The sequence below is a fragment of the Micromonospora sp. WMMD734 genome, from assembly GCF_049178975.1.
Classification (GTDB): Bacteria; Actinomycetota; Actinomycetes; order Mycobacteriales; family Micromonosporaceae; genus Micromonospora; species Micromonospora wenchangensis.
In genome coordinates this window covers 4926683-4943043 of sequence record NZ_JBMHMK010000001.1, presented here as the reverse complement: position 1 = coordinate 4943043, position 16361 = coordinate 4926683, and the positions used below count along the sequence as shown (strand labels likewise).

At 68.8% G+C, this 16361-nt stretch carries 16 protein-coding genes; 12 read left to right on the top strand and 4 right to left on the bottom strand.

The features are described from left to right. Positions 1-352: 352 nt before the first annotated feature. The 5 genes from ACN267_RS21115 (at position 353) to ACN267_RS21095 (ending at position 6167) form a co-directional block, all read left to right on the top strand. On the top strand, positions 353-1801 hold the full coding sequence (locus tag ACN267_RS21115; protein ID WP_421489447.1) for an FAD-dependent oxidoreductase: 1449 nt from the start codon (positions 353-355) through the stop codon (positions 1799-1801). Continuing rightward, positions 1798-3087 (top strand): hypothetical protein, encoded by a 1290-nt coding sequence (locus tag ACN267_RS21110; protein ID WP_421489446.1) that lies wholly within the window; start codon positions 1798-1800, stop codon positions 3085-3087. The genes ACN267_RS21115 and ACN267_RS21110 overlap by 4 nt, the downstream gene beginning before the upstream one ends. A gap of 17 nt (positions 3088-3104) precedes the next feature. Continuing rightward, entirely contained in the window at positions 3105-3962 is an 858-nt protein-coding gene (locus tag ACN267_RS21105) for a class I SAM-dependent methyltransferase (protein ID WP_421489445.1), read from the top strand. Further along, positions 3959-4573 (top strand): GTP cyclohydrolase II, encoded by a 615-nt coding sequence (locus ACN267_RS21100; RefSeq protein WP_421489444.1) that lies wholly within the window; start codon positions 3959-3961, stop codon positions 4571-4573. The genes ACN267_RS21105 and ACN267_RS21100 overlap by 4 nt, the downstream gene beginning before the upstream one ends. A gap of 202 nt (positions 4574-4775) precedes the next feature. Beyond that, positions 4776-6167, top strand: a complete 1392-nt coding sequence (locus ACN267_RS21095; protein ID WP_421490465.1) for a UDP-glucose dehydrogenase family protein — start codon at positions 4776-4778, stop codon at positions 6165-6167. Between the two features lie 131 nt (positions 6168-6298). On the opposite strand, the gene ACN267_RS21090 is transcribed toward ACN267_RS21095, so the two are convergent. The 3 genes from ACN267_RS21090 to ACN267_RS21080 are packed head-to-tail and all read right to left on the bottom strand — an operon-like array spanning position 6299 to position 8854. Further along, entirely contained in the window at positions 6299-6871 is a 573-nt protein-coding gene (locus ACN267_RS21090) for an NUDIX hydrolase (RefSeq protein ID WP_421489443.1), read from the bottom strand. Beyond that, positions 6837-7547 (bottom strand): 2'-5' RNA ligase family protein, encoded by a 711-nt coding sequence (locus ACN267_RS21085; protein WP_421489442.1) that lies wholly within the window; start codon positions 7545-7547, stop codon positions 6837-6839. The genes ACN267_RS21090 and ACN267_RS21085 overlap by 35 nt, the downstream gene beginning before the upstream one ends. Then, positions 7544-8854, bottom strand: coding sequence for a helix-turn-helix domain-containing protein (locus ACN267_RS21080; RefSeq protein ID WP_421489441.1), 1311 nt, complete (start codon positions 8852-8854; stop codon positions 7544-7546). Before ACN267_RS21080 ends, ACN267_RS21085 begins: the two co-directional genes overlap by 4 nt. A gap of 254 nt (positions 8855-9108) precedes the next feature. On the opposite strand from ACN267_RS21080, the gene ACN267_RS21075 reads away from it, so the two are divergent. The 6 genes from ACN267_RS21075 to ACN267_RS21050 all read left to right on the top strand — a co-directional run bounded on the left by ACN267_RS21075 (position 9109) and on the right by ACN267_RS21050 (position 15342). After that, on the top strand, positions 9109-9591 hold the full coding sequence (locus ACN267_RS21075; RefSeq protein WP_421489440.1) for an NUDIX domain-containing protein: 483 nt from the start codon (positions 9109-9111) through the stop codon (positions 9589-9591). Between the two features lie 140 nt (positions 9592-9731). Further along, on the top strand, positions 9732-11705 hold the full coding sequence (locus ACN267_RS21070) for an ABC transporter ATP-binding protein (RefSeq protein ID WP_421489439.1): 1974 nt from the start codon (positions 9732-9734) through the stop codon (positions 11703-11705). 11 nt (positions 11706-11716) lie between these two features. Next, a complete protein-coding gene (locus ACN267_RS21065) occupies positions 11717-12334 on the top strand; it encodes an AAA family ATPase (RefSeq protein ID WP_421489438.1) in 618 nt (205 codons plus the stop codon). Positions 12335-12431: 97 nt separating this feature from the next. Beyond that, positions 12432-12791: a hypothetical protein gene (locus ACN267_RS21060; protein ID WP_421489437.1), complete on the top strand. Its 360-nt coding sequence runs from the start codon at positions 12432-12434 to the stop codon at positions 12789-12791. Between the two features lie 272 nt (positions 12792-13063). Further along, complete coding sequence (locus ACN267_RS21055) at positions 13064-14443, top strand: helix-turn-helix domain-containing protein (RefSeq protein WP_421489436.1); 1380 nt, start codon at positions 13064-13066, stop codon at positions 14441-14443. After that, a complete protein-coding gene (locus ACN267_RS21050; RefSeq protein WP_421489435.1) occupies positions 14440-15342 on the top strand; it encodes a PfkB family carbohydrate kinase in 903 nt (300 codons plus the stop codon). The genes ACN267_RS21055 and ACN267_RS21050 overlap by 4 nt, the downstream gene beginning before the upstream one ends. 88 nt (positions 15343-15430) lie before the next feature. Here the strand turns inward: ACN267_RS21050 and cutA are convergent, their stop codons facing one another. Beyond that, positions 15431-15763 (bottom strand): divalent-cation tolerance protein CutA, encoded by a 333-nt coding sequence (gene cutA, locus ACN267_RS21045; protein ID WP_421489434.1) that lies wholly within the window; start codon positions 15761-15763, stop codon positions 15431-15433. 94 nt (positions 15764-15857) lie between these two features. On the opposite strand from cutA, the gene ACN267_RS21040 reads away from it, so the two are divergent. Next, positions 15858-16328, top strand: a complete 471-nt coding sequence (locus ACN267_RS21040) for an NUDIX hydrolase (protein ID WP_387257115.1) — start codon at positions 15858-15860, stop codon at positions 16326-16328. Positions 16329-16361: the final 33 nt, after the last annotated feature.

The window sequence follows — 16361 nt, the reverse complement described above, 5'->3', positions numbered from 1 at the left end:
GGCACGAGCAGCTAACCCTGCCGAGCGCTTCGGGCTCGCGGTCGGACCGAAAGGGCCAAGCGGCGGATGCGGTCGCGGCAGCGGGTGTCGGTGGATTGTCATAGTCCGATGACATGCCTGTCCGACAACACCCGACGTCGGCGACTGTGAGTGAGCCTTCCCCGAAAGGCCCCCGGACGGATCGTCCGCGCATAGCTGTCCGGACGGCACCTTCGCTGCCCTACGTGGTGATTATCGCGCTGGCCGCGGCTGCTGCCGATTTGCTGATCCAGCCACGGACATGCAGCGCGTCCGGCGGCGGGGATGGCTGTTGGCTCCCGATCGCCTGCGAGTGTTGGAAGGAATGTCCGCAATGTTCTTCGATGTCGTCGTCGTCGGCGCTGGCCCAGGTGGTCTGGCTTGTGCCCACGAGGTCGTGCGCCAGGCCCAGGGCCTGCGGGTGCTGCTGTTGGAGGCCGGGCGGGGGATGCGGAATCGGCCGTGCCCGGTCGACCGAGGGCTGCGTTGCACGGGGTGCGCCGGGATCTGCAACGTGATCAGTGGCTTTGGTGGCTGTGTGCACTACGGAGACGGGGTGAAGTTGAGCTTGCTGCCGTCCGGCCGCCGCCTGGTCGATCACTTCGGTGAGGACCGCGCGGACGAACTGTGCGAGCGCGCGTTCCAGTTCCTGACCGCTCCACTGCCAGAGCCACCCACTCTGAGTGGCACGAGGCTTGGCGCGCCAGTCATCAAAGCGTTTGCCGGGAACGGCCTGGCCATCCGGGAGTACCCGGTCGCGGTCTTGGGGGAGACGCAGGTCCGGGACATGCTCACGGCGCTGCACGGCTTCCGCAACGACGCTCTGGCCGTCTGGGAGAAGTCGGAACTTGTCACCGCCGCCCTGGAGGGGGACCGCCTGACGCTGGCGGTAGCGACCCACGGTGGCCTCGTCACCGTCGAGACGGCACGTCTGGTGCTGGCCACGGGCCGGCACGGGGTGACCACCACTCACAACCTCCTAACGGCGTTCGGGGTGCAGACGATCGCCCCGGACATGTCGCTCGGCGTACGTCTCGAGACGAGGGCCGAGGTGCTGGCCGCGATCGGCGTTGAGCACCCCGATCTGAAGATCACCCAGTTAGAGCGGGTGGACCGTAAGACGAAGACGTTCTGTTTCTGCGGCGGCCCGAACGGTGGTCGGATCAAGTTCACCAACTACCAGCGCTCCTTCGGGCGGGAGGTGATCACTCTCGACGGGCACGAAACGAGTGAACGCCGTCCCGGGGGACGTTCGCTGGCAGCCAACTTCGGGCTGTTGTGCCAGCTCTCCAGACCCGGCACCAGCACCGAAGTCCGGGGCGAGATCCTGTCCGATTACTGGCAGCTCAGCGGAGGCCGGCCGGTGGCGCAGAGTCTGCGCGCGTTCATGAACAAGACGGCCGAGCCGCGTAGTTGGCCGGAGTTGGCTGCGGCAGTGACGTTCGAGCCGTCCGTCAAGGACTTGACTACCGCCCGGCTTGACAGCTTGTTCACCGACGCCGAGCACGTCAGCCTTATCGAAAGCCTCCGCCGGGTCATGGGCTCGATCCTGGACCACGCCGACGCAGGCTTGTCCGTGGATGACCTTGTCGACGATGTTCTCGTGATCGGGCCTGAGGTCGAGTTCTTGTGGGACCGGGTCCCGGTCGACGAGGACTGCAAGGTGCGGGGCCTGCCGATCTACGTGGTCGGAGACGCCGCAGGGATCGCCCAGGGCATCGTGCAGGCCGCCATGATGGGCGTTGCCGCCGGCGACGCCATCGCGTCCGGAATGCCGGCATGACCGCCGTCACGACTCGTCGCCCGGTCGCGGACCGGTTCGGGCCGCTCTACCCGGCGTCGGCGATGACGTTGCCGGTCATTCCCAGCCTTCCGATGCCGAGATTCGCCGCGCCGCCACCGGACGTGCGCAACCTCAGCCCGCACTACCGCGACCATTACGGCGCCCACATCCTGCGCGAGTATCCCGCCGGACGATCCGGGGACCGGCTCGCGTTCATCGACAAGGCGTTCCCGCACAGCGTCTACGACATGATGCTGCTTGCCACAGTCGGCGACGACAGAGTGATCGCGTCGTCGGTCAGCGATGTCCCCGAGCCCATGCTGACGGCGCTGCTCAAGTTCTGTAGGCAGTTCGTCGGCTACGTCGACGCCTCCTCGACTCGGCGCCGGTTCGACCTTGACGGGGCGCAGCTCATGATCGGCACGAACCACGACCCGCACACGGTCGACCGCGACAACGGGCAGTGGTGGGACAAGCGGATGCACTGGCACCTCAACTGCTGGCCCGCCGGCGCCTACCGCGACGCCTCGATCGTGCCGCTGGGCGAGGTAGACGACCTCAACCGACGACGAGCGCTGGTGGACCCCATCGCGCACCTGGCGGCCCAGGTCATGCGTGACGCATCCCGTACGCAGCCGCTGCCCGCCGGCTGCCATCTGGCGGGTGATGCAGATCTGTCCGCTGCTGGTGGCCCACTCGGATTCAAGATCGCTCTTCCGGACTGGGACTTCCTCCTCGATACCGCCTGCGCGCGCCTTCTCGTCCAACTTCATGAGGTGGCCGCCGGCGCGTACGCGCAGCTGCGGGAGTGCTTCACCGGCAGCCCGGCGGCGTCGCTTCCGTGGACTCGGCCGGGGCTGCTGCCGCCCGGCCAGGTCGCGGCGAACCTGAACAACCTCACCTGGCTATCCGAAGCCGGCCGGCAAGGTCTCGTCATGCTGAGGGCGTTACTCCGGGACATCACCGCCCACGAGATGGCCCTGTTGCGAACGAACATGGATCTCGCGAACCGGTGCCTGACCTTGGCCGGCTTGGACTACCACCTCGGATTCTGGTCCCCAGCGCGACTCGGTAGATCGGGTGAATGTCCGCCGGTCTACCTCGTGATGCAGTTCAAGCTGCTCAGCGCCATCGGCAGCAGCCCGGCGATCGGCGGCGGCGTCGCCTCGATCCTCGACCGCTTCCGCGGCCCGATCATGTCGGCACAGCAGACCCGCCTGCGTCGACAGTTCCAGGATGGCTTCCTCGCGGACCTGGAGCATGGCGCGCCGGAGGCAGCAGCATGAATCTCCACCCTCCCGACGTGACCGTAGCGCCCAGCATCACTCCGGAGGTCCTCGCCTTCTACGCCCACGGGGCCGAGCAGGGACGCCTGAGCGACCCGCGCCGCCACATCGAGTACCTGCGCACCCGCGACATCCTCGCCCGCCACCTTCCCCCAGCCGGAACGGTTGCCGACGTCGGCGGAGGACCCGGCGCGTACGCGTTTCAGCTGGCCGCGGACGGCTACCGCGTCCACCTCGTGGACCCTGTCCCGCTGCACCTGGAGCAAGCCGCCACCACGTCCGCCCGCGCCGAGTCGCCGCTGGCCTCGATCTCGCCCGGGGACGCGCGCCAGGTGCCGCTCGGCTCCGCCAGCTGCGACGCCGTTCTTCTGCTCGGTCCGCTGTATCACCTCACCAACGCCGCTGACCGCGCCCGCGCCTGGGACGAGGCGTACCGCGTACTCGTCCCAGGCGGCGTGGTCGCCGCCTCAGCGACGTCCCGCTACTACACCACCTGGGAGTACCTCGCCAAGAACCTCTACGACGACCCGGCGGTGGAGGCGATCCTGGCCCGGCATCTTCGCGACGGCCAACACCGCAACCCGACCGGTGATCGACGGCTGTTCACCACGGGCTACTTCCACAACCCAAATGACCTCGCGGCAGAAGCCACCACCGCGGGCCTGCGCCCGCACGTCCTGCTCGCGGTCGAAGGCGCCGCCAAACTGCTGCCCGACCTCGCCGATCGCCTCCGCGACCCACACCGCCGCGACCTCCTGCTGCGGGCGATCCGCCGGGTCGAGGCAGAACCCTCACTCCTCGGCATGTCCGAACACGTCCTGCTCATCGCCCACAAGCCCACACCCGACAGCACCGCTGCGAAGGAGACGAGATGACCACTACCGTTCGGCTCGCCAGCTGTGACCTCCCTACCGCGTACGGACACTTCCAACTGCATGTCTTCGGCCCTGAGACCGGCCGTGAGGAGGTCCTCGCCGCCGTCCACCGCCCTCAGCCCGCTGCCCAACAGCATCCGCTGGTACGGATTCACAGCGCCTGCGCCACGGGTGACCTGCTCGGATCCCTCAAATGCGACTGCGGCCCCCAGCTGGCCACATCCCTGCGCATGATCGGGGCATCCGACTACGGCATCCTGCTCTACATGCTGGGCCACGAAGGCCGCGGCATCGGGCTTGCTGCCAAGATCCGCGCTTACGCCTTCATGGACGAGGGCTACGACACCGTTGCCGCAAACGCCGCCGTTGGCGCACCCGCCGACGCCCGCGACTACCGACCCGCCGCAAGCGTCCTGGCCTGGCTCGGCGTCACTTCAGCCAGACTCGCCACCAACAATCCTCACAAGATCGACGCCCTCCATACCGCAGGAATCACCGTCGACCGTGTCCCACTCTCCGGTTTCGTCACCCCCGATAACCGGGACTATCTCGGGCAGAAGGACGCCCTGCTCGGACATATGAACAGCAGCGGAGCCGCTTCCGCTTCTTGACCCGAATGTCCAGTCCGACACGACCCGCCGCCCGCCTTCGGTCGGTATCATTCCGGCGGGCAGCAGGCGGGCTGCGGCCTTCAGGCCGGCCGACCACCGCAGCAGAATGGTGGCGCGCCGAAGTCGCTGGTCAGTGGCACTGCTGACGTCCCAGTCCGGGTCACCACGCGTGGGTATCGTTCATGGCGAGAGGAAACGCTCAATGAAGGTCTGTGTTGTCGGCACCGGATACGTCGGTCTCACCACCAGCGTCAGCCTGGCCTTCCTGGGCCACGACACCACCTGCATAGACCTCGACAAGCAGAAGATCGACACCCTTCGCGGGGGCCACTGCCCGATCTACGAGCCACATCTGGAAGCGCTCCTCGAGCAGGCGTCCTCCCACCTGAACTTCACCACCGAATACGCCGTCGGCGTACCCGACGCCGACGTCGTGTTCATCGCCGTGCAGACCCCGCAACTCGACAACGGCAACCCCGACCTGCAGTACCTGCGATCCGCCGCCGAGAGCGTCGCCCAACACCTGCGTGGCGACTTCACCGTCGTGGTCAACAAGAGCACCGTCCCGATCGGCTCCGGCAACTGGGTCGACGCGATCCTGCGCGAAGCGTACGAACGCCACCACGGCCACCGCCCCGACGGTCGATTCGCCGTCGCCTCGAACCCCGAGTTCCTCCGCGAGGGCACCGCGCTCGCCGACACCCTCTACCCGGACCGCATCGTCATCGGCTCCGACAATCAGAAGAGCCTGGATCTCCTCAACCAGCTCTACCGACCCATTCTCAACCAGTCCTTCACCCCGCCCACCGTGCTGCCCCGCCCTGCCGGCATGAGCGCCGTGCCGCTGGTCTCCACCGACCTGGCCTCGGCCGAGCTGATCAAGTACGCGGCCAACGCCTTCCTCGCCCTCAAGATCAGCTACATCAACGAGATCGCCGCGATCGCCGGCAAGGTCGGCGCCGACGTCCGCGAAGTCGCCCGCGGCACCGGCCTCGACGCCCGCATCGGCCCCCGCTTCCTGAACCCCGGCATCGGCTGGGGCGGATCCTGCTTCGGCAAGGACACCGCAGCGCTCATCGCCACCGCCAGCGAGTACCACCTCGCCATGCCGATCGTCACCGCCGCCCGCGACGTCAACCACCGCCAGCGCACCAAGGTCGTCGACCGGCTCCTCGACGAACTCCACATCATCAAGGGCCGCAAGATCGGCATCCTCGGCCTCGCGTTCAAACCCGACACCGACGACCTGCGCGACTCACCAGCCATCGACATCGCGAACCTGCTCCTCGAACGCGGTGCCCGGATCACCCTGCACGACCCCGTCGCCGCCGATCGCTTCCGTCGCGAACAGCCCATCCTGGCCGAGCACCTCGCCGACCGCGTCGAAGACGTGTTCGACGACGCCGACGCGATCGTGGTCGCCACCGAGTGGTCGCACTACCGCGACCTTGACTGGGCCAAGTTCGCCCCCACCATGCGCTCACCGCTCGTCCTCGACGGGCGACACTGCCTCGACGCCGACAGGCTCACCGAAATCGGCTACCGATACCTGACCATGACCGCACCCGCCATCCCCCCACGCTCCCAGACCTGATTGTCCTCGCCTATTGGCAAAGTTGACGGAGTACGACTCTGCCGGCGGTCTGCCTGTCGCGGTCGGGCAACCGCCGGCCTCAGCATGAGCGGCGATGAGTAAACGTGACGGCTGCTGGGCCGTCATCCGCCTCATGTCAATGCGGTCATCGCCCGCGCGATGCGAGGGCCGACAAGCCGCTCAGCCACGGAGAGGGAATACCACGCCGCACCTCCCACCTCCGATTCTTGGATACGCCCCACATCCGCCTGCGTCGTCAAGAACGAGTAGCCGAAGTCGAGATGGAGGTGTTCCGGCTCGTCCTTCGCCGGCCGCGCCGGAACTCTGCCGTACTCGACGTAGACCGGCATCGGCGATGCTGTGACGAGTCCGCTGGGATCAACACCGGTTTCCTCTACCAGCTCACGCACCGCCGCACTGATCAACGTGGAGTCGGTCGGCTCAAGGTGTCCTCCGGGCTGCAAGAGAATCCCGTAGGCCAGGTGATCGATAAGCAGCACTTCGGTGCCGCTGCGGACCAGGAGGGCACCGACAGTTACATGCATCGAGAAGTTTCGCCGGGAAGCGAAACCCTCTCCCTCAGCCAGCAGCTTTACCGGCTCGGACAGCGACACGGCGTCGTCCGGATAGCACTCGAGGTAGGCCAAAAGCTCCCTTGAGATGTCCAAGTCACTGATCGCCACGAGCTGCCTGCGCTTCAGCATGTCGGGGGCCTCGTCCGCTCAGGGGTGCTGTTGCCTGCGTCGACCATCGGTAGGTGCGGTGTTCCCGCTGCACGGCGATCAGTGACACCTCGCTGATCGTCGCTGTCACTGCCGGCAGGTCACGCAGCTCGGCCAGCCGGTCGCGGATGGGGGCGGTGGGTGCGGGCGCACCGCTGTAGGCGATCGTGACGTGGGGCCGGCACCCGTCAGATGGTTCGGGGACGGTCGGCCACACGGCGGCGATCGCGGCCCGGATCGCGGCGCGGACCCGTTCGACGGGGCTCCAGGGTCGGACGAGCAGGCCGATTCCTTCGGCGTCGGGGTCGACTGGGCCGAGGGACAGGTCCAGCGGCGGCAGGCCGGCGCACCGTTGCCGGGCTTCGGTGACGATCGCTTCGATGTCGCCGTCGGGCACCTCGTCGGTGAAGCCGAGGCCCTGCATGGTCAGGTGCAGGCCGTCGATCGGCACCAGGTCCAGTCCGGGGAACTGGAGCTGGTGTTGAAGGTCGGTGACGAGGCGGTGGAGGTCGGGCTGTTCCTGGAAGGTGAGGTGCCAGGTGTAGAAGTGGCGGCGGGCGCGCCAGCCGGGACGCCAGTACCAGTGCTCGGTGAGTACGGCCAGGTCCCGGTAGGCGGTCCACCGCTGCCGCAAGCTGGCCAATTCCTGGCTGCTCATGTCGGTGATCGTAGGCCCGGTGGTGGCGGGCTGCCGGGATGCGTCAATTCGGTGAACAGGTCCGCGACGTCCTGTAGTCGCGAGTGACGGCCGAAGGGGCGGGCGGCGGCGAGGAATTGACGAGCGCGTTGGTAGACCGATTCGAAGCGGTACTCGGCGGTGAGGCTGAGTGCTTCCAGCGCCAGCCCAGCGGCGTGGTCGAGGTCGCCCGTCCGCGCGTGGGCCGTGGCCAGATCGAGGCGGCTGAGCGCCTGCGGACCGCGCAGCTGCGCCGCGTCGAACGCCGCGACAGCGGCGGTGAGCTGGTCGACGACGGCGGTGGGGTCGCCGAGAACCAGGTAGGCCGTCGCCGCGTTGGCGGCGGCCCGGGTCGGGCAGTACGGGCCGAGGGTGAGGCTGGTGCTGACCTGCTCGCCCGTTGCGTGTTCGGGTAGCAGTGCGAACGCACGTTCCACGGCTTGGTGGACACCCCGGCGGTCGCCGAGGTGGGCGAGCGCTCGTGCCTGCCCGTTGATCGTGAGGCGAATGCGGTGCGGGCCGGTGCCAGCGTGGCGCAGGCCGTCTTCGGCGTAGGCGAGTGCGTCGCGGTGCTTGCCGGTGTAGTAGGCGACCAGGCTTTGGGTGGCGCGGGCCCAGGCCTGCATGTCGGGTTGCCCAGCAGCATGGGCGAGGTCGAAGGCTTCGGCGGCATAGGCGTGGGCGACCGGGAAGGCGCGCAGGTCCAGGGCGAGGGCGGCGAGGAGCCCGGACAGGTGGGCGGCTGCGGTGTAGAGCCGGGCGCGTTGCGGTGGGTGCTGCCGGGCGGCCATCAGCTGGTCGACGCTGACCCGCAGGGGACGCAACCGGGCCACGAGCGTGGCCGGCGGGAGCCGTTCGTTGTCACCGATCGCCTGCTGCACTTCGTGCTCCAGGTGCGCCAGCCGTGCGTCGTCATCGGACGTCACGGTCAGCGCGGATCGGCGGGCGGTGATGCGCCGCTCGTGCTCCCACCACACGGCCGCCGCGTCGACAGCAGGGCCGGGGTCAGCGGGTGGGGGCGCCGGACGGTGGCGGTGTTGGTGGTCCAGATCGGCGATGCGGTCGAATTCCGCGGTCAGCACGCCACCAGTGCGCAGCACCGTGTCGCAGCGGGACCAGAAGGATCGTTCGGGATGCTGGCGGCCGGTTTCGGTGTTCGCCACCGAACTGCGTCCGTACTGCACGAGCCGGGCCAACCCATACTGGGTGTGGCCGGCATCCTTACGCAGGCGGGCCAGATGGCGGCCGAGCGCACGGCGAGCTGCGGTGATCTCGTCGAGGTCGACCATCGCTCCACCCCAGTCGCCGTAGTCACGATGAGCCGACACCGTAGCTGCTCCCGGTGACACTTCCTGGCCCCTGCGAACTCCCCGCTGCGGTGCCGCCGGGTCATGAAAACCCAGGTCACGGTGCTGGCATCAACGAGGCAGGGCTGCGACGAGGACATGGTCGGCATGGTGTCGGAGTTGTGTCGGCATCTGCCGACAATGTCGGCGCACGGCGCTGCGGGCGTGTCGACCGGCCAGCGTCCTACGGTCCCTGCATGCCCTCCGAACGCCGCGACATCACCGCTGGCCTGCCCCGCAAGCGGATGGCCGCCGGGCTGCTGATCACCGACCCAGACGACCGGGTTCTGCTGGTCGAGCCGGCCTACAAGGCCGGCTGGGAGATTCCCGGCGGTTGTGTCGAGGCTGACGAGTCGCCCTACCAGGCCGCGATCCGGGAGTGCCGGGAGGAACTCGGCCTTGACCTGGCACCCGGTCGGTTACTCGTCATGGACTGGGTGCCGGCCCGCGCCGGGCGCACCGAGGGCATCATGGCCGTCTACGACGGCGGCACCCTCGAACCCCGCGTACACGAACGGATCGTGGTGCCGCCCAGCGAGTTGAAGAGCTGGGCCTTCTCCGACCCGCCAGAGGCCGCCCAGCGGCTACCGCCCTTGCTGACCCGCCGGATCACCGAGGCGCTGAACGCCCGTGCTGACGGGCGCAGCTACTACCTCGAAGACGGCGTCCGGGTCACCTGACCGAAGACCTACCGGGCGCCTCCAGGGAGGGTGAAGCGTCGGCTGCGCCAGCCGGGAACGCCGACGGGACACCTCCGCTGCCGCCGATTGCGTCGAGACACCACCACTGCCCACCGTGCTCACCTTCGGGAGGTACCGCCATGCCGAAAACCGACCACCCCGACCGCACACCCACCCGTACCGCACCAACGCAGCGGGATTCGGTGCTGCCGGAGCTGCGGGAGGTGTGGTGGGAGACCGGTGTGCGGGCGCGAGCGCAAGCCGGCCTGTTCGCCGTCTTCTCCGAACTGCCCCGACTGGTCTGGGCCGCGCTAACGGTGAGCTGGCGTGCCGACCGGGCACGCACGTCGGTGGTAGCGGCGACGACGGTGGTCGCGGGCGTGATGTCCGCGTTCGGGCTCCTCGCCGCACAGCGGGTACTGGTGGAGCTGTTCGCCGGCGGACCGACCGCCGACAAGGTGGTGGCCGCGCTACCCGCCCTGGCCGCGCTCGCGGCGGCCACCGCGCTGCGCGCCGGCATGGCCACCGCCATGGGGTACGCGCAGAACGGCCTCACCCCGAAGGTCGACCGGGAGGTCGAACGAGGCCTGTTCGAGGTCACCACCGCCGTACGGCTGGAGGCGTTCGACGCCGACGCGTTCGCCGACGACATGGAACGCGCCTCCCGCGGCGCGAACTCCACCACCGCCCTGGTCCAGGCGTCGATGAACCTCCTCGCGGGCCTGGCCGGCGTGATCGCCGTCGCGGTCGCCGTGGTGGTGGTCCACCCGCTGCTGCTGCTCGCCCTGCTCGTGGCGACCGTGCCGAACGGGTGGGCGGCACTGCGGGCCGGGCACCTGCGCTACCAGACCTACGCCGCCGGGTCCGTACGCCGCCGCCGCTTGTGGCTGCTGCACCGGCTGATGGCCGAACGCGACTCCGCCCCCGAACTGCGCTCCTACGGGCTGCGCGACTTCCTGCTCGACCAGTACGACCGGGTCATGCACGTCGAGACCCGGATTCAACTCGGGCTGGCCCGCCGGGTCACCACGACCACCACCGTCGGCGCGATGATCGGCGGGATCGCCACCGCCGTGGTCTACGTCCTGCTCGGCCTCCTGCTCGTCGACGGTCAGATCCCACTCGCCGCCGCCGCGACCTGCGTGATCGCCGTCCAGTCCGCCCAACGCTCGCTGGCCGTGGTCACCTTCCAGGTCGACCGCGTCTACACCGAGGGGCAGCACTTCCGCGACTACACCGGCTTCATGACCCGCGCCGCCGACTACCTGCCACCGCCCACCGACCGGGCCGCCGGTGCGCCGGTCGCGGAGCGGCTGCGGGAGATCGCCGTCGACGCGGTGAGCCTGCGTTACCCCGACCGCGACAACCCGGCCGTGGACCGGGTGACCCTGACCGTCTCCGCCGGGCAGACCGTGGCGTTCGTCGGGGAGAACGGCTCCGGCAAGTCCACCCTGGCCACCATGATCGCCACCCTCCGCACCCCAACCGGCGGCACCATCCACTACAACGGACGGCCCGGCGACGACTGGAGCACCGACGCGCTACGAGCCCGGATCGGCGTCGTCACGCAGGAATACCACAAGTGGCCCTTCACCGCCGCCACCAACATCGCCATCGGCGACATCACCACCACGACCGAGCAGGACCGGATCGAGGCCGCCGCCACCCGCGCCGTCGCCCACGACATGATCACCGACCTGCCCCACGGGTACGAGACACTGCTCGACCGGACCTTCGCCGGCGGCCAGGACCTCTCCGGCGGCCAGTGGCAACGCATCACCGCCGCCCGTGGGTTCCTGCGCGACGCCGACGTGCTCATCATGGACGAGCCGTCCTCCGCCCTCGACCCCCGCGCCGAAGACGCCCTCTTCCAGGCCATCCGCGACCGGCAGGGCACCGGCATCACCATCCTGATCACCCACCGGCTCGCCAACGTCCGCCACGCCGACCACATCTACGTCCTGCACCACGGCCGCCTCGTCGAGACCGGCACCCACGACCAGTTGATGGACGCCGACGGCCGGTACGCCGAACTGTTCACTCTCCAAGCCGCCGGCTACGACACCACCACCGCGCACGCTACGACGTTGCCCCGCCAACCCGCCTCCGCCTGAAGGACCACCAGATGGACAAACCGCACACCACCGATCCCGCGCCCACGTTGGTGATTATTCGGGGCAACTCCGGCAGCGGGAAAACCACGGCTGCCCGCGAGGTCCGGCGCCGCTACGGACGCGGGGCCGCGCTGCTGGAGCAGGACTACCTCCGCCGAACCCTGCTCCGCGAACACGACATCGCCCACATCGACCCGGTAGCCCCGACGTTCATCACCGCGACCGCCCGCACAGCCCTCGACCTGGGTTACCACGTCATCCTGGAAGGCATCCTGCACACCGAACGCTACGCCGCCGTGCTGCACCAGCTCATCGACAACCACCCGGGTCCGGCCGCGGTGTTCTACCTGGACGTGTCCATCGATGAGACCATCCGCCGCCACCTCAAGCGAGACGAACCGATCCCCGTCACCGCAGACGAGATGCGCCGCTGGTACACGCACCGAGACCTACTCAACGTTCCCGGCGAAACCATCATCCCCGAACCCCACACCCTCGAGCAGACGGTCACCACGATCCTGCATGCCAGCGGCCTCACCAGCGCCACACCACAAACGCCCTGCCCACGACGCTGCCGGCACTGCGCCCGCAAGGCCGACACTTCTCCGGCCGCTGCGACGACCAGCTGACCAAGCGCGCCCGCACACGTCGCCCCGAAACCCCGACACGGACGAGCCGCCCGACGGCGCGTTAAGGCGGACTTCACAAGAGAGGACCACGACCACGATGAGCGAAACGTTCATGCCTCAACGCGCAGCCGGCGTCACCCGCCAGTTCATGATCGACGGCGTCCCCGGACGCCTGATGACAGCCGCAGCAGCCAGCGGCGCCCTCACCCACGTCGACCTGAGGATGGGCAAGCACGGCTCCACCCTGGCCGGACTAACCGACGCCCTGTCCATGGCGATCACTACCGGTCTGCGCTGCGGAACACCCACAGCCGTATTCGTCGACGAGCTACGCCACACCCGCTATGTCCCCGCCGGCCCCACCAGCGACCCAGACCTTCCGCACGCGACATCGTTGGGCGATTACCTCGCCCAACACCTGCGTCTCAATCACACTCAGCCGGTAGAACGACCGTGACCGCCTGGCCCACCGACCGCCGTGACGGTCGAAGGCCTCAGGCGCAGTGGCGGCCTGCGCACTCTGGCGCGGATCGACACACCGCTGACGCCCCGCCCGGCCGTGGTGGGCCACCGCTCGCGACGAAAGCCGCTGCCAGCAACGGCGGGTTGACGGACCTACGCAGGCGCGACCGCACGGTAGGGTAGCGATTCACATCGAAGGCCGCCTCTGACTGGCACCCGATCATCTCACTCAGCCAGCCGAGGTGCGATCGCCGCGGGGAGGCGACGGTGGCAGATCCGCACGACGTGAGCGAAGCGTGGCGCGCGCTTGGCCAGCAGTTGGCCGCGTACCGCAAGGCGGCCGGTCACACCCAGCACTCACTGGCACCCAGGATCCTTACCGGCCGCAGCACGATCGCGAATACCGAAGTGGGACGCCAGCACCCGGACCGGGCCTTCTGGAGACGCTGCGACGAGGTCCTCGACACCGACGGCGCCCTCACCGCCGGGTACGACCGGGTCGCGGCCATTGAACAGAAGTACCGCCGGGCCAGGGGAGCAGCAGCATTCGCCACTGCTCTGACTGCAGCCGGCACCACCCTGGTGACCGACACGAACGGGCAGCCCGCAGGGGAGGCAGATATCTTGGTGACTGTGGCAGACGGGCGAGGACGGCACGTTCAGGTCAGCCGCCGGGCTCTTCTGCAGGCGGTCCCCGGCAGTGTGGTGGCGTCCCTGGCGAGTGCGGAACCGCTGCCCGCAGCGACACGGGCGGCGCAAGTTGATCCGGCCGTCGTGGAGCACTTTGCGGCACTGCGGTCGGTGCTTGTGGAATCTGACAACCGGGTCGGCGCCGCGGCGATCCTCCCAACGGCCCGACAGCAGCTCGGTCACATCGCTGGCTACCGCCGGGCCGCACAGGGCAGCCTGCGCGACGCGCTGTTGAGTACCGAGGCCCGGTGGGCAGAATTCGCCGGCTGGCTCAGCGACGATATGGGCGATCGGGACGCCGGCGAATGGTGGCTCGCCCAAGCGTTGACCATGTCTCAAGAAGCTGGCGACATGGAGTTCACCGCTTACGTCTTCGCTCGCATGGCGCAGCGGGCCATCGACGCCGCCGACCAGGACCGCGTACTCGGGCTGGCCCGTGCCGCCGAGCGCGCTGGCAGCATCCGGGAGCAGGTGCGCGCGTTCGCGGCGGTGCAGCGCGCCCACGGGCACACGGTCGAAGGTGACACTGGCTCGTTCCGGGCCGCCATCGACGAGGCCCACCACCTCGCTGTCGCCGCCGGAACAGACGGCGGTGGGCTCGGTGCGTTCTGCACCACGGCGTACATCAGTGCGCAGGAGGGCGAGGGCTGGCTTCGGCTGGGCCGCCCCGGCGCCGCCGTCCGGTGTTTCGGCCAGGCTCTCGACGCGTGGCCGGAAACGTACCGACGTGAACGGGGCCGCTATCTGGCGCGCACCGCCCTCGCCCATGCTGCCGCCGATGAACCCGGGCTGGCCGCTGCCGCCGCCCTCGCCGCGCTCAACCTGGCCAACCTCACCCGCTCGGTACGAATCCAACGCGAGGTCGCGATCGCAGGCCGTCAGCTCGCGGCGTTTCCCACCGAGCCCGCAGTGCAGCAGTTGCGTGCCGCCCTGGTCGCTTCCGCAGCGACCTCGTGACCGACAGCAGCGGGGTCGATGCCGCCTTCGTCGGCCGGGCCAACATCGACCTGACCATCCATGTACCCCACCGTGCCCGACCCGGCCGCACCGCCATCGGCTCGGCTTTGCCCGTCAATGCTGGCGGCAAAAGCCTCAACCAGGCCATCGCTGCCGCCCGCCGTGGCGGGCGCGCCGCCCTGATCGCCAATGTCGGCGCAGACACCTGGGGCCACCAGATCACCACAGCACTGACCGACGCCAGGGTCGACACGCGCCGCGTCCGGCTCGTCCCCGACGCCACCACCGGAGCGGCCATCATCGAGGTGACCCCAGACGGCGAAAGCTACATCACCCTCGCACTCTCACCCGCCACTGAACTCACCACCGACGATATCCACCGCGCCACCGCCGGCCTCGCCGCAGAAGCCGTGATCGTGCAGCTCGACCTACCACCCGAACCCGTGACCACACTGCTGAGCCACCGCCGCGCACCGATCGTCGTTGGCAATCTCGTCCCTAACCCCGACCTCGACCCCCGGCTGCTCGCGGAACTCGACGTCCTCGTGGTCAACCAGCACGAAGCCGCCGCGATCCTGCGCACCACCGCTGGCAACCCGCTCGACGCCGCCGCCGCGCTGCAACGCCTCGGCCCCCGTACCGTCGTCGTCACCGCAGGCCCCAACGGCGCAGCCTTCACCCATCCCCACGGATCCGGCACCGTGCCGGCACCTGCCGTCCCGGTCGTCGACACCACCGGAGCCGGCGACGCCTTCCTCGGCTCTCTTGCCTTGGACCTCGCCCGCCACACCCCGCTACCCGACGCCATCACCACCGCTGTGCACGCCGGCTCCCACACCGTCGGGCACAGCGGGGCTCACATCCGACACACCAACTCCCCTTGCGGAGACCCTTGCTGAAGAGCGGCTGCTCAGCCGCTGCCATTCACCTCCAATCGAGCGTCGAGACAAGGTCTACCGGCGGGCGTTACGTTGTAGGGCAGCCGCGTCATCCACCCTCACCGGCGGTTTCGGTGACACCGCGCACCCACTGCAGGTACGGCCGTGAGCCAGCGACCACTGGCAGCGCGACGATCTCCGGGTTGGACCACTCGTGATGCTTCCTCAGGTAGCTCTCCAACTCGGGATACGCTCCGGCACCGGATCTGAGCACCACCTGCCACTCCTGGCCGGTGCCGAAGGACCCCTCATGCCAGAAGGCTGACTCGGCCGGCCCCACGACCTGGCCACCAGCCGCGAACCGCTCCTGCACTGCGCCCTGCACCAACCGCCGCGCGACCTCCAGACTGCCCGCAGCGGTGTAGACATACAGGGACCTCATTCATGAAGCTGACCCTACTCAGGATGCAGCTGAGCTGGGCGGAGCTCACTGCGATATCGATGCGCTGGTAGCTGCATTCGACGGGAGATGACGGATGGCGCGCCGTGACTACTTCAACGACCCCAATGCGCCAGCTGCCAACAGCGTGGTGCCGTCGGTTGTGGCGGCAGTGCGTAACCAGCGCGGTGAGCTGCTGATGATCCACCGCACCGACAACAACCTATGGGCGCTACCTGGCGGTGGCCACGACATCGGCGAGTCGATCTCCGATACGGTGGTGCGGGAGGTGCGCGAGGAGACCGGCATCGAGGTGGAGGTCACCGGCCTGGTCGGGATCTACAGCAACCCCCACCACGTGATGGCCTACGACGACGGTGAAGTACGCCAGCAGTTCTCGATCTGCTTCACAGCCCGACCCGTCGGCGGGAAACTGACGACCTCCAGCGAGTCGCGTCAGGTCCGCTGGGTGACCCCCGCCCAGCTCAACCAGTTGGACATCCACCCCTCGATGCGGCTGCGTATCGGCCACGCCCTTAAGGAACGAGCGACGCCTTACATCGGTTGAACAAGGAGGGGCGTTGCACCGCTGGGGGACGTC

Excerpts from the sequence above, each read along its gene's own strand:
- ACN267_RS21115 (WP_421489447.1), top strand. The coding sequence starts at position 353 with ATGTTCTTCGATGTCGTCGTCGTCGGCGCTGGCCCAGGTGGTCTGGCT.
- ACN267_RS21080 (WP_421489441.1), bottom strand. The coding sequence starts at position 8,854 with ATGGTCGACCTCGACGAGATCACCGCAGCTCGCCGTGCGCTCGGCCGC.
- ACN267_RS21070 (WP_421489439.1), top strand. The coding sequence starts at position 9,732 with ATGCCGAAAACCGACCACCCCGACCGCACACCCACCCGTACCGCACCA.
- ACN267_RS21100 (WP_421489444.1), top strand. The coding sequence starts at position 3,959 with ATGACCACTACCGTTCGGCTCGCCAGCTGTGACCTCCCTACCGCGTAC.
- cutA (WP_421489434.1), bottom strand. The coding sequence starts at position 15,763 with ATGAGGTCCCTGTATGTCTACACCGCTGCGGGCAGTCTGGAGGTCGCG.
- ACN267_RS21095 (WP_421490465.1), top strand. The coding sequence starts at position 4,776 with ATGAAGGTCTGTGTTGTCGGCACCGGATACGTCGGTCTCACCACCAGC.
- ACN267_RS21090 (WP_421489443.1), bottom strand. The coding sequence starts at position 6,871 with ATGCTGAAGCGCAGGCAGCTCGTGGCGATCAGTGACTTGGACATCTCA.
- ACN267_RS21075 (WP_421489440.1), top strand. The coding sequence starts at position 9,109 with ATGCCCTCCGAACGCCGCGACATCACCGCTGGCCTGCCCCGCAAGCGG.
- ACN267_RS21060 (WP_421489437.1), top strand. The coding sequence starts at position 12,432 with ATGAGCGAAACGTTCATGCCTCAACGCGCAGCCGGCGTCACCCGCCAG.
- ACN267_RS21065 (WP_421489438.1), top strand. The coding sequence starts at position 11,717 with ATGGACAAACCGCACACCACCGATCCCGCGCCCACGTTGGTGATTATT.
- ACN267_RS21040 (WP_387257115.1), top strand. The coding sequence starts at position 15,858 with ATGGCGCGCCGTGACTACTTCAACGACCCCAATGCGCCAGCTGCCAAC.
- ACN267_RS21085 (WP_421489442.1), bottom strand. The coding sequence starts at position 7,547 with ATGAGCAGCCAGGAATTGGCCAGCTTGCGGCAGCGGTGGACCGCCTAC.
- ACN267_RS21110 (WP_421489446.1), top strand. The coding sequence starts at position 1,798 with ATGACCGCCGTCACGACTCGTCGCCCGGTCGCGGACCGGTTCGGGCCG.